We start from the raw sequence: 16,164 nt of genomic DNA, 5'->3' as shown, positions 1-16,164 counted from the left end.
ATCCAATGCTGGACCTTTTGGCGCAGACCGGCCTCAACGCCGTGTATGCTGCGAGCTATATTTCCCTTGTTGCTGTGGGGCTTGTGCTCATCTTTGGTGTCATGGGGGTGATCAACTTTGCCCATGGCGAACTGTTCATGGCGGGCGCCTATGCCATTGTGGCGCTATATGCCGGGCTGAATGTGCCGTTTTTTCTGGCCGTGGCGGCGGGGCTTCTGTTTGTGGGCTGCCTGGGCCTGCTGATGGAGAAGGCACTGTTCCGGCCGTTGAAGGACAACCCCTTGGGCGGGCTGGTGGCCTCGATCGGGTTCCTAATGATTCTGCAGGCGCTGGCGGTGATGGGATTTGGCGTGCGGATGGTGCATATCCCGCCGGTCACGCAGGAGGTGATTGCGTTCTCCGAGAAAGTGCGGCTGCCGGTGGCGCGTTTGTATGTGATCATCGCCGCCATCGTGCTGCTGTCGGCGCTTTGGTACTTCCTGAAACGGACAAAATTCGGCTGGGCGCTGCGGGCGTCTGCCCAGGATCCTGAAGCCGCGGCGCTGCAGGGCATCTCGATCACCCAGACCGCCAGGATTGCCATGTTCATCGGTGCAGGCCTGGCGGGGATTGCCGGTGCGCTGACGGCGCCGCTGGTCTCGGTCAACCCGCATATGGGGCATTCGGTGATCGTCACGGCATTCATCGTCATCATTGTCGGCGGGGTCGGCTCGCTGGAGGGTGCCATCGTTGCCTCGGTTGCCTATGCGCTGGTGCATACATTCGTGACCACTTTCTGGGACGGCGTGCTGGCCGACATCGTCGGGCTGTCGCTGATGCTGCTGGTGCTGATCGTGAAGCCCACTGGCCTGTTTGGGAGTGCGGACCGTGCCTAAGTTCCTGATATGGATTGCGGCGCTGGCCGCGCTGATCGCCCTGCCGCATGGGCTCAGCTTCTCGCAGCAGGAAATCCTGGTGTTCCTGACCATCAATGTGCTGCTGGTGGCGAGCTACCGGCTGCTGACCCTGACCGGCGAATGGTCGCTGGGGCACGTGGTGATCATGGGGGTGGGGGCCTATAGCTCGGCGCTGCTGACCAAGAAGCTGGGCGTCTATGTGCCGGTGTCGATGCTGCTGGGCGGGGTCATTGCGGCACTGATTGCGGTGCTTTTGTCTTTCCCGCTGTTCCGGATGAAAGGGTTTTATTTCCTGATAGGCTCGTTTGCGGCCGGTGAGATCATCCGCCTGCTGTGGAAACGGTTCCGTGATCCATTTGGCGGCGCCAAGGGGATCAAGGGGATCGACCCGATGCCGGATTTCTCGGTTGGCTTCTACCAGTTCGATTTCTTCGAGCCGACGTCCTACTACTACTTTGCAGGCGTTGTTGTGGCGGTCTGCCTGTGGATCCTGTGGCGGATTGAGAAGTCGCCGGTTGGCCTCACCTTCCATGCGGTGCATTGGCAGGACAAGCTGGCGCAGGCCTCGGGCGTGAATGTGCGGGCCTACCGGACGCTGGCCTTTGCCATTGCCTCGGGCTTTGCCGGCATCTCCGGCGCGCTGCTGGCGCATTACGTGGGCACCATCAACCCCAATGCCTTTGACATCGACCTGATGGTCTTTGTGCTGACCTGGGCGATTGTTGGCGGCACCGCGACTTTCTATGGGCCGATCCTGGGCTGTGTGGTGCTGACCGTCATCAACGAAGTTGTTCTGCGCGAGCTGGGGCTCGAACAGATGCGGCCGCTGATCTACGGCGCCATCATGATCCTGTCGATCCTGTTCCTGCCCAACGGCCTGGAAAGCATCGTGCAGAAACTCACCAAAAGACGCGCTGCTGGCGGCGCGCCGGAACGGAGCCCGGCAGAATGACCGATTTTCTTGAAGTCAAAGACCTGACCATGCGGTTTGGCGGCCTGATTGCGGTGGACAGCCTGTCGTTCAAGGTGGCGCATGGCTCGATCCACGGTCTGATCGGCCCGAACGGGGCGGGCAAGACCACGACGTTCAATATGATTTCGGGGTTTTACAAGCCGACATCGGGGCAGGTGCTCTTGCGGGGGGAGGATATCTCCGGCCTGCAGATGCATGAGGTGGCCCGGCGCGGGGTGGTGCGGACGTTCCAGCATTCGACTTTGTTTGCCGAGCTGACGGTGCTGGAGAATGCGCTGGTCGGCACCCATATGCCGTTCCGCCCCAATATCTTTGCCGCGATCATCGGCTGGGACAAGGAAGACCGCAGCGGCGCCGAGGCGCGGGCCAAGGAGGCGCTGGAGTTCTTTGGCCTGGATCACGTGATGCAGGAGCGGGCGGGCGACCTGAGCCACGGGCATCAGCGGGCGCTGGGCATGGCGGTGGCCTATGCCAGCCACCCGGATGTGATCCTGCTGGATGAGCCCTTCACCGGCATGAACCCGGAAGAAACCCGGCAGATGATGGATCTGATGAAACGGCTTAAGGCCGACGGGATCACCATCCTGATCGTTGAGCATGACATGCAGGCGATCATGGGGCTGTGCGACAACATCACCTGCATGAGCTTTGGCAAGTTCCTGGCCGAGGGCGGCCCGCAGGAGATCCGCAACCATCCGGCGGTGATCGAGGCCTATCTGGGAGGCGCGCGCCATGTTGCTTGAGATGAAGAACATCGCCGTCAACTACGGCAAGATCAACGCCATCCGGAACATCTCGGTGGCGGTGCCGGAGGGAAAGATCGTCACCATCATCGGTGGCAACGGGGCAGGCAAGACCACCACCCTGCGGGCGATGTCGGGGATGCTGCCGATCACCGCGGGCGAGATCACCTTTGAGGGCAAGCGGATCGACCATCTGCCCGCGCATAAGGTGGTGGCCAACGGTATCGCCCATGTGCCGGAGGGGCGGCGGATTTTCCCCGACATGACGGTGGAGGAGAACCTGCGCACCGGGGCATTCCTGCGCAAGGACAAGGAAGCGATTGAGGCGGATCTGGAAGATGTCTTCAAACGTTTCCCGCGGCTGCGCGAACGGCGCACCCAGATGGCCAAGACGATGTCGGGCGGCGAACAGCAGATGCTGGCCATCGGCCGCGCGCTGATGTCCAAGCCGCGGCTGCTCTTGATGGACGAGCCGTCGATGGGGCTGGCGCCGGTGATTGTCGAGGAAATTGCTCAGATCGTTGAGGAGATCAACGCCAACGGTCTGTCGGTCGTCTTGGTCGAGCAGAATGCGGAGCTGGCGCTGGAACTGGCTGACTACGCCTATGTCCTGGAAACCGGAAATGCAGCAATGGAGGGACCTGCAGATGAGCTTCACGGAAACGAACACGTCCGCGCCGCGTATCTGGGGCTTTAAGCAGGACGCGGAAATGCGGGTGGCGCGCGCGGCTGGCTGGTCCCGCGCCGACCTGATCTGGGAGCGGCTGATGGAGCGGGCGCTGGCAGAGGCTGCGGCGGGGCATGTGCGCAAGGCGATGCGCCTGTTCCGGCTGGCTGGTCTGCTGGCGCGGATTGCCTTTCCTGGCGCAGACTTGCGGCAGGCCGCAGCCCCCGCCAATCTGGCGGTGCTGGCGTTCCGGTCGGGGGCGCTGGAGGAGGCTGAGAAGCTGCAAGCCCGCGCGTTGCGGGTTTGGAGCGGGGCCTCGGAGCAAGTGGCGGAGATGTTTATCGCTCCGCGCAGCCGCTCGTCGCTGTTTCATTTGCGTATGGAGGCGCTGCACCGGGAGACCTACCACGGCAATCTCAAAATCAGGATCGGTGCGATTGCTTCTGAAACGGAAGAGACCCTGCGCAGCCTGACGTCCGGCTGGCCCGTGGACCACCGTCATGCCAGCCGGTGGCGCGGTGAGAAGCCGGTGGTGTTTGATGGCACCCGCAAGGTGCTCGGGGCCTGTCTGCTGCTGCTGGATGACTGAGACGCTGCGTTTTGCGGCAGCTGGAGCAAGCCCGGGGCCCTTGGCCCCGGGTTTCGATGTTCCGGGCTGGAGCGGCGGGGCAACAAATTTCTTTCCTGTGACGGTGAGGGCTTGGGAAAAACTGGTAATGGCAGTAAAATAATTTTCGCGTGGTTTCTTGTGTCCGTAAAAGTTTTTGCGTAATCCCCGCTGCGCGCTTGTCAGAGGCCGTCCAGAAGGAAGATAACACAGTGGCAAAACCCAAAGACGATACCGACGCAGTGGCCAACAACCTTTCCCAAGATCCGCATCGAGTCCGCGATGGCGCGGAAAAAGTCCTGGAAGTAGCGATCGGCCGCGAGGTCCGCTCGTTCCGGCGCCAGCAGGGGATCACGGTGGCGGATCTGGCCAATCTGACGGGCTTGTCGATCGGGATGCTGTCGAAGATCGAGAATGGCAATACCTCGCCGTCGCTGACCACGCTGCAGCTGCTGGCCAATGCTTTGAGCGTGCCGATCACGTCGTTCTTCCGCCGCTTTGAAGAAACCCGGGAGGCGGTTCATACCAGATCGGGCGAGGGGATGGAGACTGAGCGTGCGGGCACAAGGGCTGGGCACCAATACCAGCTTTTAGGTCACTTGGGGGCAAATGCATCCGGTGTGGTGGTTGAACCCTACATGATCACCCTCACCGAAGAGTCGGATGTGTTCCCGACCTTCCAGCACGACGGCATCGAGATGCTTTACATGCTGGAGGGCGAAGTGGACTACCGGCATGGCGACAAGGTGTTTTCCCTGAAGGCCGGGGATACGCTGTTCTTCGATGCCGACGCGCCGCATGGGCCGGAAGGGCTGGTGAAACTGCCGGCCCGCTACCTGTCGATCATTTCCTATCCGCAGTCGAGCTGACCTGCGGCGGGTGTGCTCCCGCCTGCTTCAGGAACATCTGAAGATGTCCTTGCGCAGTTGGGCGTAGCGCCGCGCGATGCGCGGCGCGGTTGCGTATTGCCTTAAGCTTGCTATCTGCCGCCCGCAGCGCGCGAAGCGCGCTGCCCGGCCCAACGCTGCACAGGGGGCAGGCGAAGCCAGCCGTCTGATGCAGGGGCGGGAGCACCCCCCCTATAGGTAAAAAAGAAACTGCCGGAGCGCAAAGCAACGGCAGTCAGTGAGGCGGGCCTAAGTGACAGGGGGTAGGGACGGCCCGCCAGGTCCGCTCGGGATCAATCGTCGGGCCAGATACCGTCCGAGGTCGGGCTGCCGTCGTCGTACTGCGACAGCCATTCCACCATCAGCGGGCGGTTATCGATGAAGCCCTTGTAGGTGGCCAGCTCCTCGGGCAGATCGCGGATCACCCGGTGCAGGCGGCGGCCCCATTTCGGCACTGTCACCAGATCTTCAAACCGGATCAGGTAGCAGCGGATCGGGAACACCAGTGCGTTGGAGCGCGGCAGCCGGAAGAAGGTCTGCAGTTCGACCCGCAGGTGCTGCTTCTCGCCGATGTTCTCCATCGTGAGCCCCTGCTTCATGGTGCCCCATTTGTGGTAGTTCTCCGGGGAGGTGTCGAGCAGAGGATTGACCGTCATGGTCCAGTTCAGGCGGCGGGCGGGCTGGCCCTGCTGGATGTTCAAGAGGAACTTCAGCGCGCGGACGAAGATGCCCATCTCGTGCGCCTTCGGCACCGGCGCGTGCCATTCGAAGAAGTTCATGCCGATGTCGAAGTCCAGAGACCAGTCGGCCTGGGTGGTGACCATGCCGGCATCCATCCACAGGTTGTCGTCGCGCTGGTCGAGCACCGCAAAGTCGCCCTGAGTCTGGCGGGTGATGTATTCCATCGGCCCGTAAGGCAGGGTGCTTTCATCGAGGAAAGTGAAGGTGTCGTCGATGCCGAGCGGCTTGTTGATCCAGCGCCAGCGGTTGCCGTCTTTATGCAGTTCAAACAGATCCGGGTATTCGGCCGCTTTGGCTTCCATGATCAGCTCGACCAGGTCCCAGCCTGCCAGCGTCATATGCGGCAGCGACTGGCAGCGCAGCGGGTCGTCGGCCAGGACGCGGGCGCGGTCCTTCATTTCCGCCACATAATGCTCGTCCACGTCGAAGGTTTTTTCGAACACCGAGCCGGGGCGGTAGGACTTATGCGGCTCCATGTTCACGGAATACATGTAGCTGTCTTCGTGGAACGGGAAGGGGAAGCGTTTGATCGCCCAGTCCGAGTTCTTGAAGGTGAAGTCGCCGTGGAAGGTTTCGTCGTTGAATTGGATGGTCATATCTGTCTCCCTCAGCGGTCCAGGACCAGGGTTTTGCCTTCAAAGCGCGAGACGCAGGGCATGATGTGCTTGCCGCCTGCCTTCTGCTCGTCGGTCAGCCAGTGGTCGTAGTGCAGGAACTTGCCGTCATAGCCGATGACATTGGTCTCGCACTGACCGCAGGCGCCGCCGCGGCAGAGATAGGGGGCGTCGATGCCCGCCGCTTCCAGTGCTTCCAGCAGAGACTGGTGCTCGCCGACCTGGACCACTTTGTTGGACACGGCGCATTTCACCTCAAACGGCTTGCCCGATGCAGGCGCCAGGAATTCCTCGGAATGCACAGCCTCGCGCGGCCAGCCCATGTCCTCGGAGGTGCCGTGCACCCAGTTGATCATGCCCTTGGGGCCGCAGACATAGACATGAGTACCAAGCGGCTGAGTAGCGAGCAGGGTATTGAGGTCAATCGCTTCGTCCTGGTCGTCGTGATAGATATGCACCTTGCCCGGGTACTGCGCTGACAACTCTTCGGCATAGGTGCCTAGCGAGGCAGTGCGTACCGAGTAATGCAGCTCAAACTGGCCGCCCATCATAGACAGCTGATGCATCTGGGCAATGAACGGCGTAATGCCGATGCCGCCGGCCAGCATCAGGTGCTTTTTGGCGCGCAGATCCAGCGAGAACAGGTTGACCGGGTTGGAGATCACCATCTCCATGCCCTCTTTCACCTGGGAATGCATGAATTTGGAGCCGCCGCGGCCTTCGTCATCGCGGCGCACCGAGATCATGTAGGCGCCGCGGTCGGCCGGGTCGGACATCAGCGAATAGGCATTGAGCCGGGTGATATCGCCGTCCTGCATTTCCACCACGGTATGGGCGCCGCCCGAGAAGGTGGGCAGGTCGCCGCCGCCGGTGCGGACGAATTTGAAACGGGTGACGAGGTCGTTGATCGGTTTGACCTCGGCCACGGTGACATTCAGTTTTGCGGTGCCAGCACTCATTTGAACAGCTCCACTTTTTCGGGGATGTTGCCCGGATCTTCGGCATCCACCCGCACGCCCTGGAAGGCGGCGAGACGGCGCGAATAGTGATCGCGCACGAACAGGCTGAGGCCGCAGTGGCTGCATTCGAACGGGTCGGTGGTGACGTCCTCGGTGATGCCCTTGCAGTGCACGCATTGCATGCGCCGCGCGGTGGAGCCGCGGTGCTCGGTCTGGATCGCGGTATGCGGAATGCCGGCGGCGGTGGCCTCGGCCATGGCCTGGCCCATCAGGCTTTCGGTGCCGGTGAGGTATACCTGGGTACCCATGTGGCAGTCCAGCAGAGCGCGGCGGATGCGGCTTTGCGCGGCCTCGTAGGAGGGGCCTGCGTAGTACTGGCCAGCACCCAGCTCTTCCAGCTGGCTGCTGTATTTGGTGCCGGTGCCCTTGGGGATGTAGATGATATGGGCCTTGGCCCAGAACGCCGCGTCGGCGGATTTGGCCAGATCGAGGATCGCCTCAGCGCCCTCGGCGTCGGCAATCATCAGGTGGCCGCTGCCGGCGCGGGCTTCAAGCTCGCCGTAGACGGGGCGGCTTTTGATCGAAGGGGGGAATACGGTCTTAGACATGTGGGTCGCTTTTCCTGCAGTCCGGGTGAACGAAAGCGGGCGCCTCCGGGATGGAGACGCCCGGGATCCGGATCAGCCCTTTGCGGTGCGGATCGATTTGTCCTTGTCGTAGAAGGGCATCTCGGCGGCGGTGGCGGCAATCTCGGTGCCGTCGCCGTTGCGGACAGTCAGCTCGGTGCCCGGCTTGGCGCAAGCCACCGGCATCCGCGCGATGCCCACGTTGTGTTTGTTCACGTCGGAGTACATGCCGTAAGTGACCACGCCGACCTTTTCGCCGTTCTGCAGCAGGTCTGCGCCTTCATCCGCCGGGGTGGTGCCCTCCAGCTGGACGCCGTAGATCTTGAACCGCTCTTTGCCTTCGGCGGCATAGTGGTTCTCGGCGCCGATGAAGCCGGTCTTGCCCGGAGAGACGGTAAACTCGAGGCCCAGCTCCCACAGGGTGTCGCCGCAGGTCTCGTTGTCGAACGGGTAGGTTTCCGAGTTGTCGCCCGGATAGAACAGCAGGTAGCTTTCGGTGCGCAGCAGGTCGAGGGTGGAGAACTGCACCGGCACGATGCCCATGCCCTTGCCCTTGTCCAGGATGCTGTCCCACAGGTGAACCGCGTCTTTGGCCTGGCAGAAGATCTCATAGCCGCGCTCGCCGGTGTAGCCGGTGCGTGAGATCATCACCGGGCAGCCGAACAGCTTGGTCTGGATGATGCCGAAATAGGCCAGATCGCGGATGCCGGGCACGTATTCGGCCAGGAAGTCCACGGCAACCGGGCCCTGCAGCGACATGTCGTGCATGTTGTCGTCGAAGATCACCGAGCAGTTCTTGCCGGCCGCGACCGTGTTCAGCTGCTCCATGCCGGTGCCGGTGCCATGCACCACCAGCCAGCTGTTCACCGACAGGCGGTAGATGATGCAGTCGTCCACGAATTTGCCCTGGTCATTCAGGATCGAGGCATAGGTGGAGCGGCCCGGCATGATCTTTTCGACGTTGCGGGTGGTGACCCGGTCGATGACCTGCGCGGCGTGCTCGCCCACCACGTGGACTTTCTTCAGGCCGGACACATCCATCAGGCCGGCCTTGGTGCGGATCGCCTCATAGTCGGCTTTGGCGCGCTCGGGGCTGTGGTCATAGAACCAGGCGGTTCCCATGCCGTTCCAATCTTCCAGCTCGCCGCCGATTTCCTTGTGGCGCTGGGCCAGTGCTGAAGTCCGCCAGATGATGGCCATTGTTCGTTTCTCCCTATTGGTGCGGACCAAAATTCTTGATTTGGTTCCATTGGTCTGGTCCAGTTAGCCAAGGGAGGGGGTTCAATGTCAATGATTATTCCTAACAGGAAAAAGATTTTGCCGAAAATGCCGGTTTCGAATGGGTTTGCGGCATGAATTGGCCTGAAATGGTCTTTTTCGACATCAGGCTTACGGTTGCAGTAAGCGCTGGCCAACCCGTTCCGGGGGAGAATCATGCGGGCGCAGTGCCGGAGATTCGCGTGATTCCGTCGCAAATGCGCAGTTGGGGCATGGGTTTGGCGGTCGCAGCAATGGGGTGCCGCCGCCCGGAACCGGTCAGGGCCAGTTAGCGCTAAGTCTTTGGGCGCCCGGGACTTAACTGGTCTGGAAAGCGGCAGGAAGGGGGCGCCAAAAGCGGCATGAAGTTCCCTGCTGGTGAACAAATTTTCACATGAAGATTGACAGGTCTGCCCGCTGAGACCCAATAATAAGGTAAAATAATATTCCCAAGAGGCAAAAAATGCCCGGGAACACTGCCAACAGGAGGGCAAAAAATTGGATGGAAATCTGAACGCGTTAACAACGGTGTTCACCGAGTTTTATTACTGGGTGACCGTTGTCTTCATGTTCCTCATTCACGTGGGGTTCTGCATGTATGAGGTCGGCGCCAGCCGCCACCGCAACCACATGCACACATTGATGAAGAACATCATGATCATTCCGCTGGTCACGGTGACCTTCTTCTTCTTCGGCTGGTGGATCTATTGGGCCTTCCCCAGCTTCCCGTTCTTCGGCGGCCTGAACCACGACGCTGGTTCGGCAAACCTGCCGTGGTCGCAAAACATGGGCACCAACCTTTCCGACCGGATCACCGGCGTGTTCTGGGCAGCGTTCCTGCTGTTCTCCTGGACTGCTGCCTCGATCGTGTCCGGCGCGGTGATCGAGCGGATCCGCTCGTCCGCCTTGTGGGTGCATGCGGTGATGATCGGCTCGGTGTTCTGGATCATCGACGCGGCCTGGGGCTGGCATGCCGAAGGCTGGATGGTGAAGTATCTGGGCTACCACGATGCCTATGCGTCCGGTGTTATCCACGCGATTGCCGGCGGTTACGCATTGGGCGTGATTATGGTGCTGGGCCCGCGCCTGGGCAAGTTTGCCGCTGACGGCACCCCGCGCGATATCCCGCCGCATAACCCCTGGATGCTGACCATTGGTATCTTCCTGATCTACTCCGGTTTCTGGGGCTTCTATGCCGCCTGCAACATTCCGGCGATCTCGCCCGAAGGCATTGGCGGTCTGATCACCGGCGAAACCTGGACGGCAACCAACATCTATCTGGCTCCGACGTCGCTGTCCGCGATCACCTTCAACTTCCTGATGTCGCTCTCTGGCGGTTTGATGGCGGCCTATGTGGTGTCGCGCGGCGATGCGTTCTGGACCTTCTCCGGCGGCCTGGCGGGCATCATCACTGCTTCCGCGGGCAATGACCTGTATCACCCGATCCAGGCGATGCTGGTGGGCGCCGTTGGTGTCGTGATCGTCTACAAGCTGCACTACTGGGTCGAGCGCACTTTCAAGATCGACGATGCGGTCGGCGCGGTTGCCGTGCACGGCTACTCGGGCGTTGTCGGCCTGATCATCTCCGGCTTCCTGCTGTGGGGCGCACCGAGCTCCCCGTATGAAGGCTTTGCCGCGGTGAACCCGGTTGGCCAGACCATCGGTGCGGTGATCATGTTTGGCGTGCTGGGCTGGCTGCCGGGCTTTGTGATCGCCAAGATGCAGGCCGCTGCCGGCGTGCTGCGGATCCCGGAAGAGGTGGAACTGCAGGGCCTCGATTACGCCGAGCACCATGCCTACGAAGATGCCAAGGCCGAAATCATTGCCGCCGACAAGGCTGCGGTGAATGGCGGCGGCGTTCCAGCTGAATAAGGAGATTTGAAATGTCTACGATCGGATACGACAGCTGGGCAGTCGACCTGGCAGAAGTGGGCCCGGTTTACCCCTTCCAAGGATCAGAAGGATTGATGGTTGTCCTGGGGGTGATCTTCTGGATCGCTTGGCACCGGATCCAGTTTGTCCGAGAGGGCGAACACCTCAAGAAGGCTAAGCAGATGGGAGATAGGGAAAAAATACACTCTTTGCTGGAGAAGTATTGACCCGGACCCAACCAGAGGCGCGCCAGACGGCGCGCCTTTTCTTTCCTTCAGGGGAAAATAAGTTTCATAAGAGTTGAACGACTGCCGGCAAACTGCTAGCGTTGATTCGAGATGAAAAGCAGGAGGCACACCCATGTGCGGGATTGTCGGTCTTTTTCTGAAAGACAAATCACTAGAGCCAAAACTGGGCGATATGCTCACCGATATGCTCATCACCATGACGGACCGCGGTCCCGACAGTGCGGGCATTGCAATCTACGGATCCGAAGCGGACGGACGCACCAAGCTGACCGTTCAGTCGGATGCGCCGGAGGAGGCCTTTGACGGGCTGGACGGCGCCCTGGCCGAAGCGCTGAGCAGCGATGTGTCGATCCGGGTGATCGATACCCACGCGGTGCTGGATGTGGCCGCGGGCAAGGCCGAAGAGGCGCGCAGCGCGCTGGCCGAGCTGCGCCCCGGCATGCGCGTCATGAGCGCAGGCGACACCATTGAGATCTACAAGGAAGTGGGTCTGCCCGAGAAAGTCGCCGAGCGTTTCGACGTGCGCGGCATGAGCGGCACTCACGGCATCGGCCACACTCGTATGGCCACCGAATCTGCCGTGACCACCGAGGGCGCACACCCGTTCTCGACCGGCTCGGACCAGTGCCTGGTGCACAACGGCTCGCTTTCCAACCACAACTCGCTGCGCCGCAAGCTGCGCCGCGACGGTGTGCGGATCGAAAGCCAGAACGACACCGAAGTCGGCGCGGCCTATCTGACCTGGAAGATGCAGAACGGCGCCACCCTGGGTGAAGCGCTGGAAGGCACCCTGGAAGACCTGGACGGGTTCTTCAACTTCGTGGTGGGCACCAAGGACGGCTTTGGCGTGGTCCGCGACCCGATCGCCTGTAAGCCGGCCGTGATGGCGGAAACCGACCAGTATGTGGCTTTCGGTTCCGAATACCGCGCGCTGGTGAACCTGCCGGGCATCGAAGATGCCAAGGTCTGGGAGCCCGAACCCGCAACCGTTTACTTCTGGAACCACTAAGATGCAGACATACGATCTTGAAGCAAATGGCCTGCGCGGTCTGAACTCGACCCTGCAGGAGCAGAACGGCGGAACCAACAAGACTGCCTGGGAAATCGTCAACCCCAAGGGTAGCCATGCGATTGCCGTGGGCCTGGACTCGCCGATCGACGTGACCGTCAAGGGTTCCACCGGCTATTACTGTGCCGGCATGAACCAGCAGGCGACCGTGCGCGTCGAAGGCTCGGTTGGCCCCGGCGTGGCCGAGAACATGATGTCCGGCCAGGTGATCGTCGAAGGCGATGCCAGCCAGTATGCCGGTGCCACCGGCCATGGCGGGCTGCTGGTCATCAAGGGCAATGCGTCCTCGCGCTGCGGTATCTCGATGAAAGGCATCGACATCGTCGTGCACGGCAACATCGGCCATATGTGCGCCTTCATGGCGCAGGCGGGCAACCTGGTTGTCTGCGGCGATGCCGGCGATGCGCTGGGCGACAGCTGCTATGAAGCGCGCCTGTTCGTGCGCGGCTCGGTCAAGAGCCTGGGCGCCGACTGCATCGAGAAAGAGATGCGGCCCGAGCATATCGAGATCCTCAAGGATCTGCTGGAACGCGCGGGCTCCGACGCCAAGCCGGAAGAGTTCAAGCGCTACGGCTCGGCCCGCCAGCTCTACAACTTCGACGTCGACAACGCGCAAGCGTACTAAGGACAGGATCAAAAGGCATGGATAACAAGAACATCCCCCGTACCGAGCCGATCCAGTCGGCGACTTTCACCAACCCGATCAACGCGGAAATCCGCCGCGCGGCAGCCACCGGGATCTACGACATCCGCGGCGGCGGCGCCAAGCGCCGGGTCCCGCATTTCGATGACCTGCTGTTCCTCGGCGCCTCGGTCTCGCGTTACCCGCTGGAAGGCTATCGCGAGAAATGCGAAACCAAAGTGACCCTGGGCACCCGTTTCGCCAAGAAGCCGATTGAGCTGGATATCCCGGTCACCATCGCCGGCATGAGCTTCGGCGCGCTGTCCGGCCCCGCAAAAGAGGCCCTAGGCCGCGGCGCATCCGCAGCCGGTACCTCCACCACCACCGGTGACGGCGGCATGACCCCGGAAGAACGCGGTCATTCCTCGAAACTGGTCTATCAGTATCTGCCGTCCCGCTACGGCATGAACCCGGATGACCTGCGCAAAGCGGACGCCATCGAAGTTGTGGTCGGCCAGGGCGCCAAGCCCGGCGGCGGCGGCATGCTGCTTGGCCAGAAGATCTCGGACCGGGTTGCAGAGATGCGCTGCCTGCCCAAAGGCATCGACCAGCGCTCTGCCTGCCGCCACCCGGACTGGACCGGCCCGGATGACCTGGAGATTAAGATCCTGGAGCTGCGCGAAATCACCGATTGGCAGGTGCCGATCTATGTGAAAGTGGGCGGCACCCGTCCCTACTACGACACTGCACTGGCCGTGAAAGCCGGCGCCGACGTTGTGGTTTTGGACGGCATGCAGGGCGGCACCGCTGCAACCCAGGACGTGTTCATCGAGCATGTCGGCCTGCCGACCCTGGCCTGTATCCGCCCTGCCGTGCAGGCGCTGCAGGACCTGGGCGTGCACCGCGAAGTGCAGCTGATCGTTTCCGGCGGCATCCGCACGGGTGCGGACGTGGCCAAGGCGATGGCGCTGGGCGCTGACGCGGTGGCCATCGGCACCGCGGCGCTGATCGCGCTGGGCGACAACGACCCGAAATGGGAGAGCGAGTACCAGAAGCTGGGCACCACCACCGGCGCCTATGACGACTGGCACGAAGGCATGGACCCGGCGGGCATCACCACCCAGGACGCCGAGCTGATGAAGCGCGTCGACCCGGTTGATGCGGGCCGCCGTCTGCGCAACTATCTCAAGGTGATGACCCTGGAAGCCCAGACCATTGCCCGCGCCTGCGGCCACAACCACCTGCACAACCTCGAACCCGAGGATCTGTGCGCCCTGACCATGGAGGCCGCCGCTATGGCGCGCGTGCCGCTGGCGGGCACCGACTGGTACCCGGGCAAAGCAGGGTTCTGATGATTTTCGGGGCGCGGCTGGTTACTGGCCGCGCCTCTTTTACAAGCAACATGCAACAGGGAAAGGAAGTAGGACCATGACGACAGATCTGGCTGCTTTCGCAAAAGAAAAAGGCGTTAAATATTTCATGATCTCCTTCACCGACTTGTTCGGTGGCCAGCGCGCCAAACTGGTGCCGGCACGGGCGATTGCGGATATGCAGGAAGACGGGGCCGGCTTTGCCGGTTTTGCCACTTGGCTCGACCTCACTCCGGCGCATCCGGACATGCTGGCGGTGCCGGATCCGGAGGCAGTGATCCAGCTGCCCTGGAACAAGGAAATCGCCTGGGTGCCGGGCAACTGCGTGATGGAAGGCGAGGATGTCGCCCAGGCGCCGCGCAACGTGCTGCGCCGCCTGATCAAGGAAGCCGCGGACGAGGGCCTGCATGTGAAGACCGGCATCGAAGCCGAATTCTTCCTGCTGACCCCGGAAGGCGAAGAGATCTCGGACCCCTTCGATACTGCGGAGAAGCCCTGCTACGACCAGCAGGCAATGATGCGCCGCCTCGATGTGATCCGCGAGATCAGCGATTACATGCTGGAGCTGGGCTGGGGCGCCTATCAGAACGACCACGAAGACGCCAACGGCCAGTGGGAGATGAACTGGGACTTTGACGACGCTCTGGCGACCGCGGACAAGCACAGCTTCTTCAAGTTCATGGCCAAATCCGTCGCGGAAAAGCACGGTTTCCGGGCGACCTTCATGCCCAAGCCCGTTGAGGGCCTGACCGGCAACGGCTGCCACGCGCATATCTCGGTCTGGGACGCGCCGGGCAAGGACGCCAGCGTCAACGTGTTTGCCGGCGAAAAGGGCGAAGGTGACATTGCTGAGCTGGGCTTGTCAGAGCAGGGCGGCCACTTCCTTGGCGGCATCATGAAACACGCCTCGGCGCTGGCGGCGATCACCAACCCGACGGTGAACTCCTATAAGCGGATCAACGCGCCGCGCACCATGTCCGGTGCCACCTGGGCGCCGAACACCGTCACCTGGACCGGCAACAACCGCACCCACATGGTGCGTGTCCCGGGCCCCGGCCGGTTTGAGCTGCGTCTGCCCGACGGTGCGGTGAACCCCTATCTGCTTCAGGCGGTGATCATCGCCGCGGGCCTCTCCGGCATCCGCACCAAGGCGGATCCCGGCCCGCGCCACGACATCGACATGTATGCCGAAGGCCACACCATCACCGATGCGCCGAAGCTGCCGCTGAACATGCTGGATGCCTTGCGCTTCTATGATCAGGACGAAGAGCTGAAGAGCATGATGGGCGAGGAGTTCTCCAACGCCTACATGAAGATGAAGCAGCAGGAGTGGAACTCCTTCGTCAATCACTTCTCCCGCTGGGAGAAGGACAACACGCTGGATATCTGAGTCCTGCCTCTGATTCCCCCTGTCCGGTCTTCGGATTGGACTACGCACGGCCCGGGCATCGCCCGGGCCTCTTTTGTTTGCGGCAGGCTTTGCCGCATATGCGCCGCTTTCACCCAGGGTGAAATTCGGCCTGTTTCCGATCCGCGGCAGAAACAGCAAAATCCCCCTGTTTTTCAGGCAAAATCCTGCAGGAATGTGTTGACGTGCAGGAAAATAATTTGAGTAATAGGAATATATCTTGCCTCGCGGGGAAAATCAGCGGCGGGGCCTGAACCGGAAGAGATGGCAACAGGGAGAGGGCCATGAGCTACAAGAGTGACATTGAGATTGCGCGTGAAGCGCAGAAGAAGCCGATCCAGGAGATTGGCGCGAAGATCGGGATCTCGAACGACGATCTGCTGCCCTACGGCCACGACAAGGCGAAGGTGAGCCAGGAGTTTATCAACTCGGTTCAGGGCAAAGAAGACGGCAAGCTGATTCTGGTGACCGCGATCAACCCGACGCCTGCGGGCGAAGGCAAGACCACCACCACCGTGGGCCTGGGCGACGGCCTGAACCGGATCGGCAAGAATGCGATGATCTGTATCCGCGAAGCGAGCCTGGGCCCGAACTTCGGCATGAAG

17 protein-coding genes are annotated in these 16,164 nt (G+C 61.7%); 13 read left to right on the top strand and 4 right to left on the bottom strand.

The genetic code is table 11. The features are described from left to right. Window positions 1-5: 5 nt before the first annotated feature. The 6 genes from RA19_RS10550 to RA19_RS10525 all read left to right on the top strand — a co-directional run bounded on the left by RA19_RS10550 (window position 6) and on the right by RA19_RS10525 (window position 4,755). Window positions 6-875, top strand: a complete 870-nt coding sequence (locus tag RA19_RS10550; protein WP_039162279.1) for a branched-chain amino acid ABC transporter permease — start codon at window positions 6-8, stop codon at window positions 873-875. Further along, window positions 868-1,848 carry a branched-chain amino acid ABC transporter permease gene (locus RA19_RS10545; RefSeq protein ID WP_152615737.1) on the top strand — a complete coding sequence of 327 codons (981 nt, stop codon included), beginning with the start codon at window positions 868-870 and terminating at the stop codon, window positions 1,846-1,848. Before RA19_RS10550 ends, RA19_RS10545 begins: the two co-directional genes overlap by 8 nt. Then, window positions 1,845-2,612, top strand: coding sequence for an ABC transporter ATP-binding protein (locus tag RA19_RS10540; protein ID WP_039162277.1), 768 nt, complete (start codon window positions 1,845-1,847; stop codon window positions 2,610-2,612). Before RA19_RS10545 ends, RA19_RS10540 begins: the two co-directional genes overlap by 4 nt. Next, a complete protein-coding gene (locus RA19_RS10535; RefSeq protein WP_039162276.1) occupies window positions 2,602-3,309 on the top strand; it encodes an ABC transporter ATP-binding protein in 708 nt (235 codons plus the stop codon). The genes RA19_RS10540 and RA19_RS10535 overlap by 11 nt, the downstream gene beginning before the upstream one ends. Continuing rightward, a complete protein-coding gene (locus RA19_RS10530) occupies window positions 3,260-3,868 on the top strand; it encodes a hypothetical protein (RefSeq protein ID WP_039162275.1) in 609 nt (202 codons plus the stop codon). The genes RA19_RS10535 and RA19_RS10530 overlap by 50 nt, the downstream gene beginning before the upstream one ends. Before the next feature lie 230 nt (window positions 3,869-4,098). Further along, window positions 4,099-4,755 (top strand): helix-turn-helix domain-containing protein, encoded by a 657-nt coding sequence (locus RA19_RS10525; protein WP_052261749.1) that lies wholly within the window; start codon window positions 4,099-4,101, stop codon window positions 4,753-4,755. A gap of 311 nt (window positions 4,756-5,066) precedes the next feature. Here RA19_RS10525 and RA19_RS10520 read toward each other — a convergent pair whose 3' ends face one another. The 4 genes from RA19_RS10520 to RA19_RS10505 all read right to left on the bottom strand — a co-directional run bounded on the left by RA19_RS10520 (window position 5,067) and on the right by RA19_RS10505 (window position 8,913). After that, window positions 5,067-6,110: a heme-dependent oxidative N-demethylase family protein gene (locus RA19_RS10520; RefSeq protein WP_039162273.1), complete on the bottom strand. Its 1,044-nt coding sequence runs from the start codon at window positions 6,108-6,110 to the stop codon at window positions 5,067-5,069. An 11-nt stretch (window positions 6,111-6,121) separates the two neighbouring features. Continuing rightward, window positions 6,122-7,087: a PDR/VanB family oxidoreductase gene (locus tag RA19_RS10515; protein WP_039162272.1), complete on the bottom strand. Its 966-nt coding sequence runs from the start codon at window positions 7,085-7,087 to the stop codon at window positions 6,122-6,124. Beyond that, window positions 7,084-7,695, bottom strand: coding sequence for a dimethylamine monooxygenase subunit DmmA family protein (locus RA19_RS10510; RefSeq protein WP_039162271.1), 612 nt, complete (start codon window positions 7,693-7,695; stop codon window positions 7,084-7,086). The genes RA19_RS10515 and RA19_RS10510 overlap by 4 nt, the downstream gene beginning before the upstream one ends. Window positions 7,696-7,767: 72 nt before the next feature. Beyond that, window positions 7,768-8,913 carry an aminomethyltransferase family protein gene (locus RA19_RS10505; protein ID WP_039162270.1) on the bottom strand — a complete coding sequence of 382 codons (1,146 nt, stop codon included), beginning with the start codon at window positions 8,911-8,913 and terminating at the stop codon, window positions 7,768-7,770. Window positions 8,914-9,468: 555 nt separating this feature from the next. Between RA19_RS10505 and RA19_RS10500 the strand changes: the two genes are divergently transcribed. The 7 genes from RA19_RS10500 to RA19_RS10470 all read left to right on the top strand — a co-directional run. Further along, window positions 9,469-10,842, top strand: coding sequence for an ammonium transporter (locus RA19_RS10500; protein ID WP_039162269.1), 1,374 nt, complete (start codon window positions 9,469-9,471; stop codon window positions 10,840-10,842). Window positions 10,843-10,853: 11 nt separating this feature from the next. Next, the gene (locus RA19_RS10495; protein WP_039162267.1) at window positions 10,854-11,069 is read left to right on the top strand and encodes a hypothetical protein; all 216 of its coding nucleotides are present in this window, start codon (window positions 10,854-10,856) and stop codon (window positions 11,067-11,069) included. 133 nt (window positions 11,070-11,202) lie between these two features. Beyond that, window positions 11,203-12,099: a class II glutamine amidotransferase gene (locus RA19_RS10490; protein WP_039133913.1), complete on the top strand. Its 897-nt coding sequence runs from the start codon at window positions 11,203-11,205 to the stop codon at window positions 12,097-12,099. Window position 12,100: 1 nt separating this feature from the next. Beyond that, window positions 12,101-12,784, top strand: coding sequence for a GltB/FmdC/FwdC-like GXGXG domain-containing protein (locus RA19_RS10485; RefSeq protein ID WP_039162266.1), 684 nt, complete (start codon window positions 12,101-12,103; stop codon window positions 12,782-12,784). Window positions 12,785-12,801: 17 nt separating this feature from the next. Further along, window positions 12,802-14,133: an FMN-binding glutamate synthase family protein gene (locus RA19_RS10480; protein ID WP_039162264.1), complete on the top strand. Its 1,332-nt coding sequence runs from the start codon at window positions 12,802-12,804 to the stop codon at window positions 14,131-14,133. A gap of 76 nt (window positions 14,134-14,209) precedes the next feature. Further along, complete coding sequence (gene glnT / locus RA19_RS10475) at window positions 14,210-15,541, top strand: type III glutamate--ammonia ligase (RefSeq protein ID WP_039162263.1); 1,332 nt, start codon at window positions 14,210-14,212, stop codon at window positions 15,539-15,541. 302 nt (window positions 15,542-15,843) lie between these two features. After that, window positions 15,844-16,164: formate--tetrahydrofolate ligase (locus RA19_RS10470; protein ID WP_039162093.1), on the top strand; the 321-nt coding region annotated here is incomplete at its 3' end.

Origin of the sequence: Leisingera sp. ANG-M1, from assembly GCF_000813745.1 — a bacterium.
Classification (GTDB): Bacteria; Pseudomonadota; Alphaproteobacteria; order Rhodobacterales; family Rhodobacteraceae; genus Leisingera.
This window is presented reverse-complemented; position numbering and strand designations above follow the sequence as displayed.

Coding starts and splice junctions, on each gene's coding strand:
- RA19_RS10550 (WP_039162279.1), top strand. CDS start 6: ATGCTGGACCTTTTGGCGCAGACCGGCCTCAACGCCGTGTATGCTGCG.
- RA19_RS10540 (WP_039162277.1), top strand. CDS start 1,845: ATGACCGATTTTCTTGAAGTCAAAGACCTGACCATGCGGTTTGGCGGC.
- RA19_RS10535 (WP_039162276.1), top strand. CDS start 2,602: ATGTTGCTTGAGATGAAGAACATCGCCGTCAACTACGGCAAGATCAAC.
- RA19_RS10530 (WP_039162275.1), top strand. CDS start 3,260: ATGAGCTTCACGGAAACGAACACGTCCGCGCCGCGTATCTGGGGCTTT.
- RA19_RS10520 (WP_039162273.1), bottom strand. CDS start 6,110: ATGACCATCCAATTCAACGACGAAACCTTCCACGGCGACTTCACCTTC.
- RA19_RS10515 (WP_039162272.1), bottom strand. CDS start 7,087: ATGAGTGCTGGCACCGCAAAACTGAATGTCACCGTGGCCGAGGTCAAA.
- RA19_RS10510 (WP_039162271.1), bottom strand. CDS start 7,695: ATGTCTAAGACCGTATTCCCCCCTTCGATCAAAAGCCGCCCCGTCTAC.
- RA19_RS10505 (WP_039162270.1), bottom strand. CDS start 8,913: ATGGCCATCATCTGGCGGACTTCAGCACTGGCCCAGCGCCACAAGGAA.
- RA19_RS10495 (WP_039162267.1), top strand. CDS start 10,854: ATGTCTACGATCGGATACGACAGCTGGGCAGTCGACCTGGCAGAAGTG.
- RA19_RS10490 (WP_039133913.1), top strand. CDS start 11,203: ATGTGCGGGATTGTCGGTCTTTTTCTGAAAGACAAATCACTAGAGCCA.
- RA19_RS10485 (WP_039162266.1), top strand. CDS start 12,101: ATGCAGACATACGATCTTGAAGCAAATGGCCTGCGCGGTCTGAACTCG.
- RA19_RS10480 (WP_039162264.1), top strand. CDS start 12,802: ATGGATAACAAGAACATCCCCCGTACCGAGCCGATCCAGTCGGCGACT.
- glnT (WP_039162263.1), top strand. CDS start 14,210: ATGACGACAGATCTGGCTGCTTTCGCAAAAGAAAAAGGCGTTAAATAT.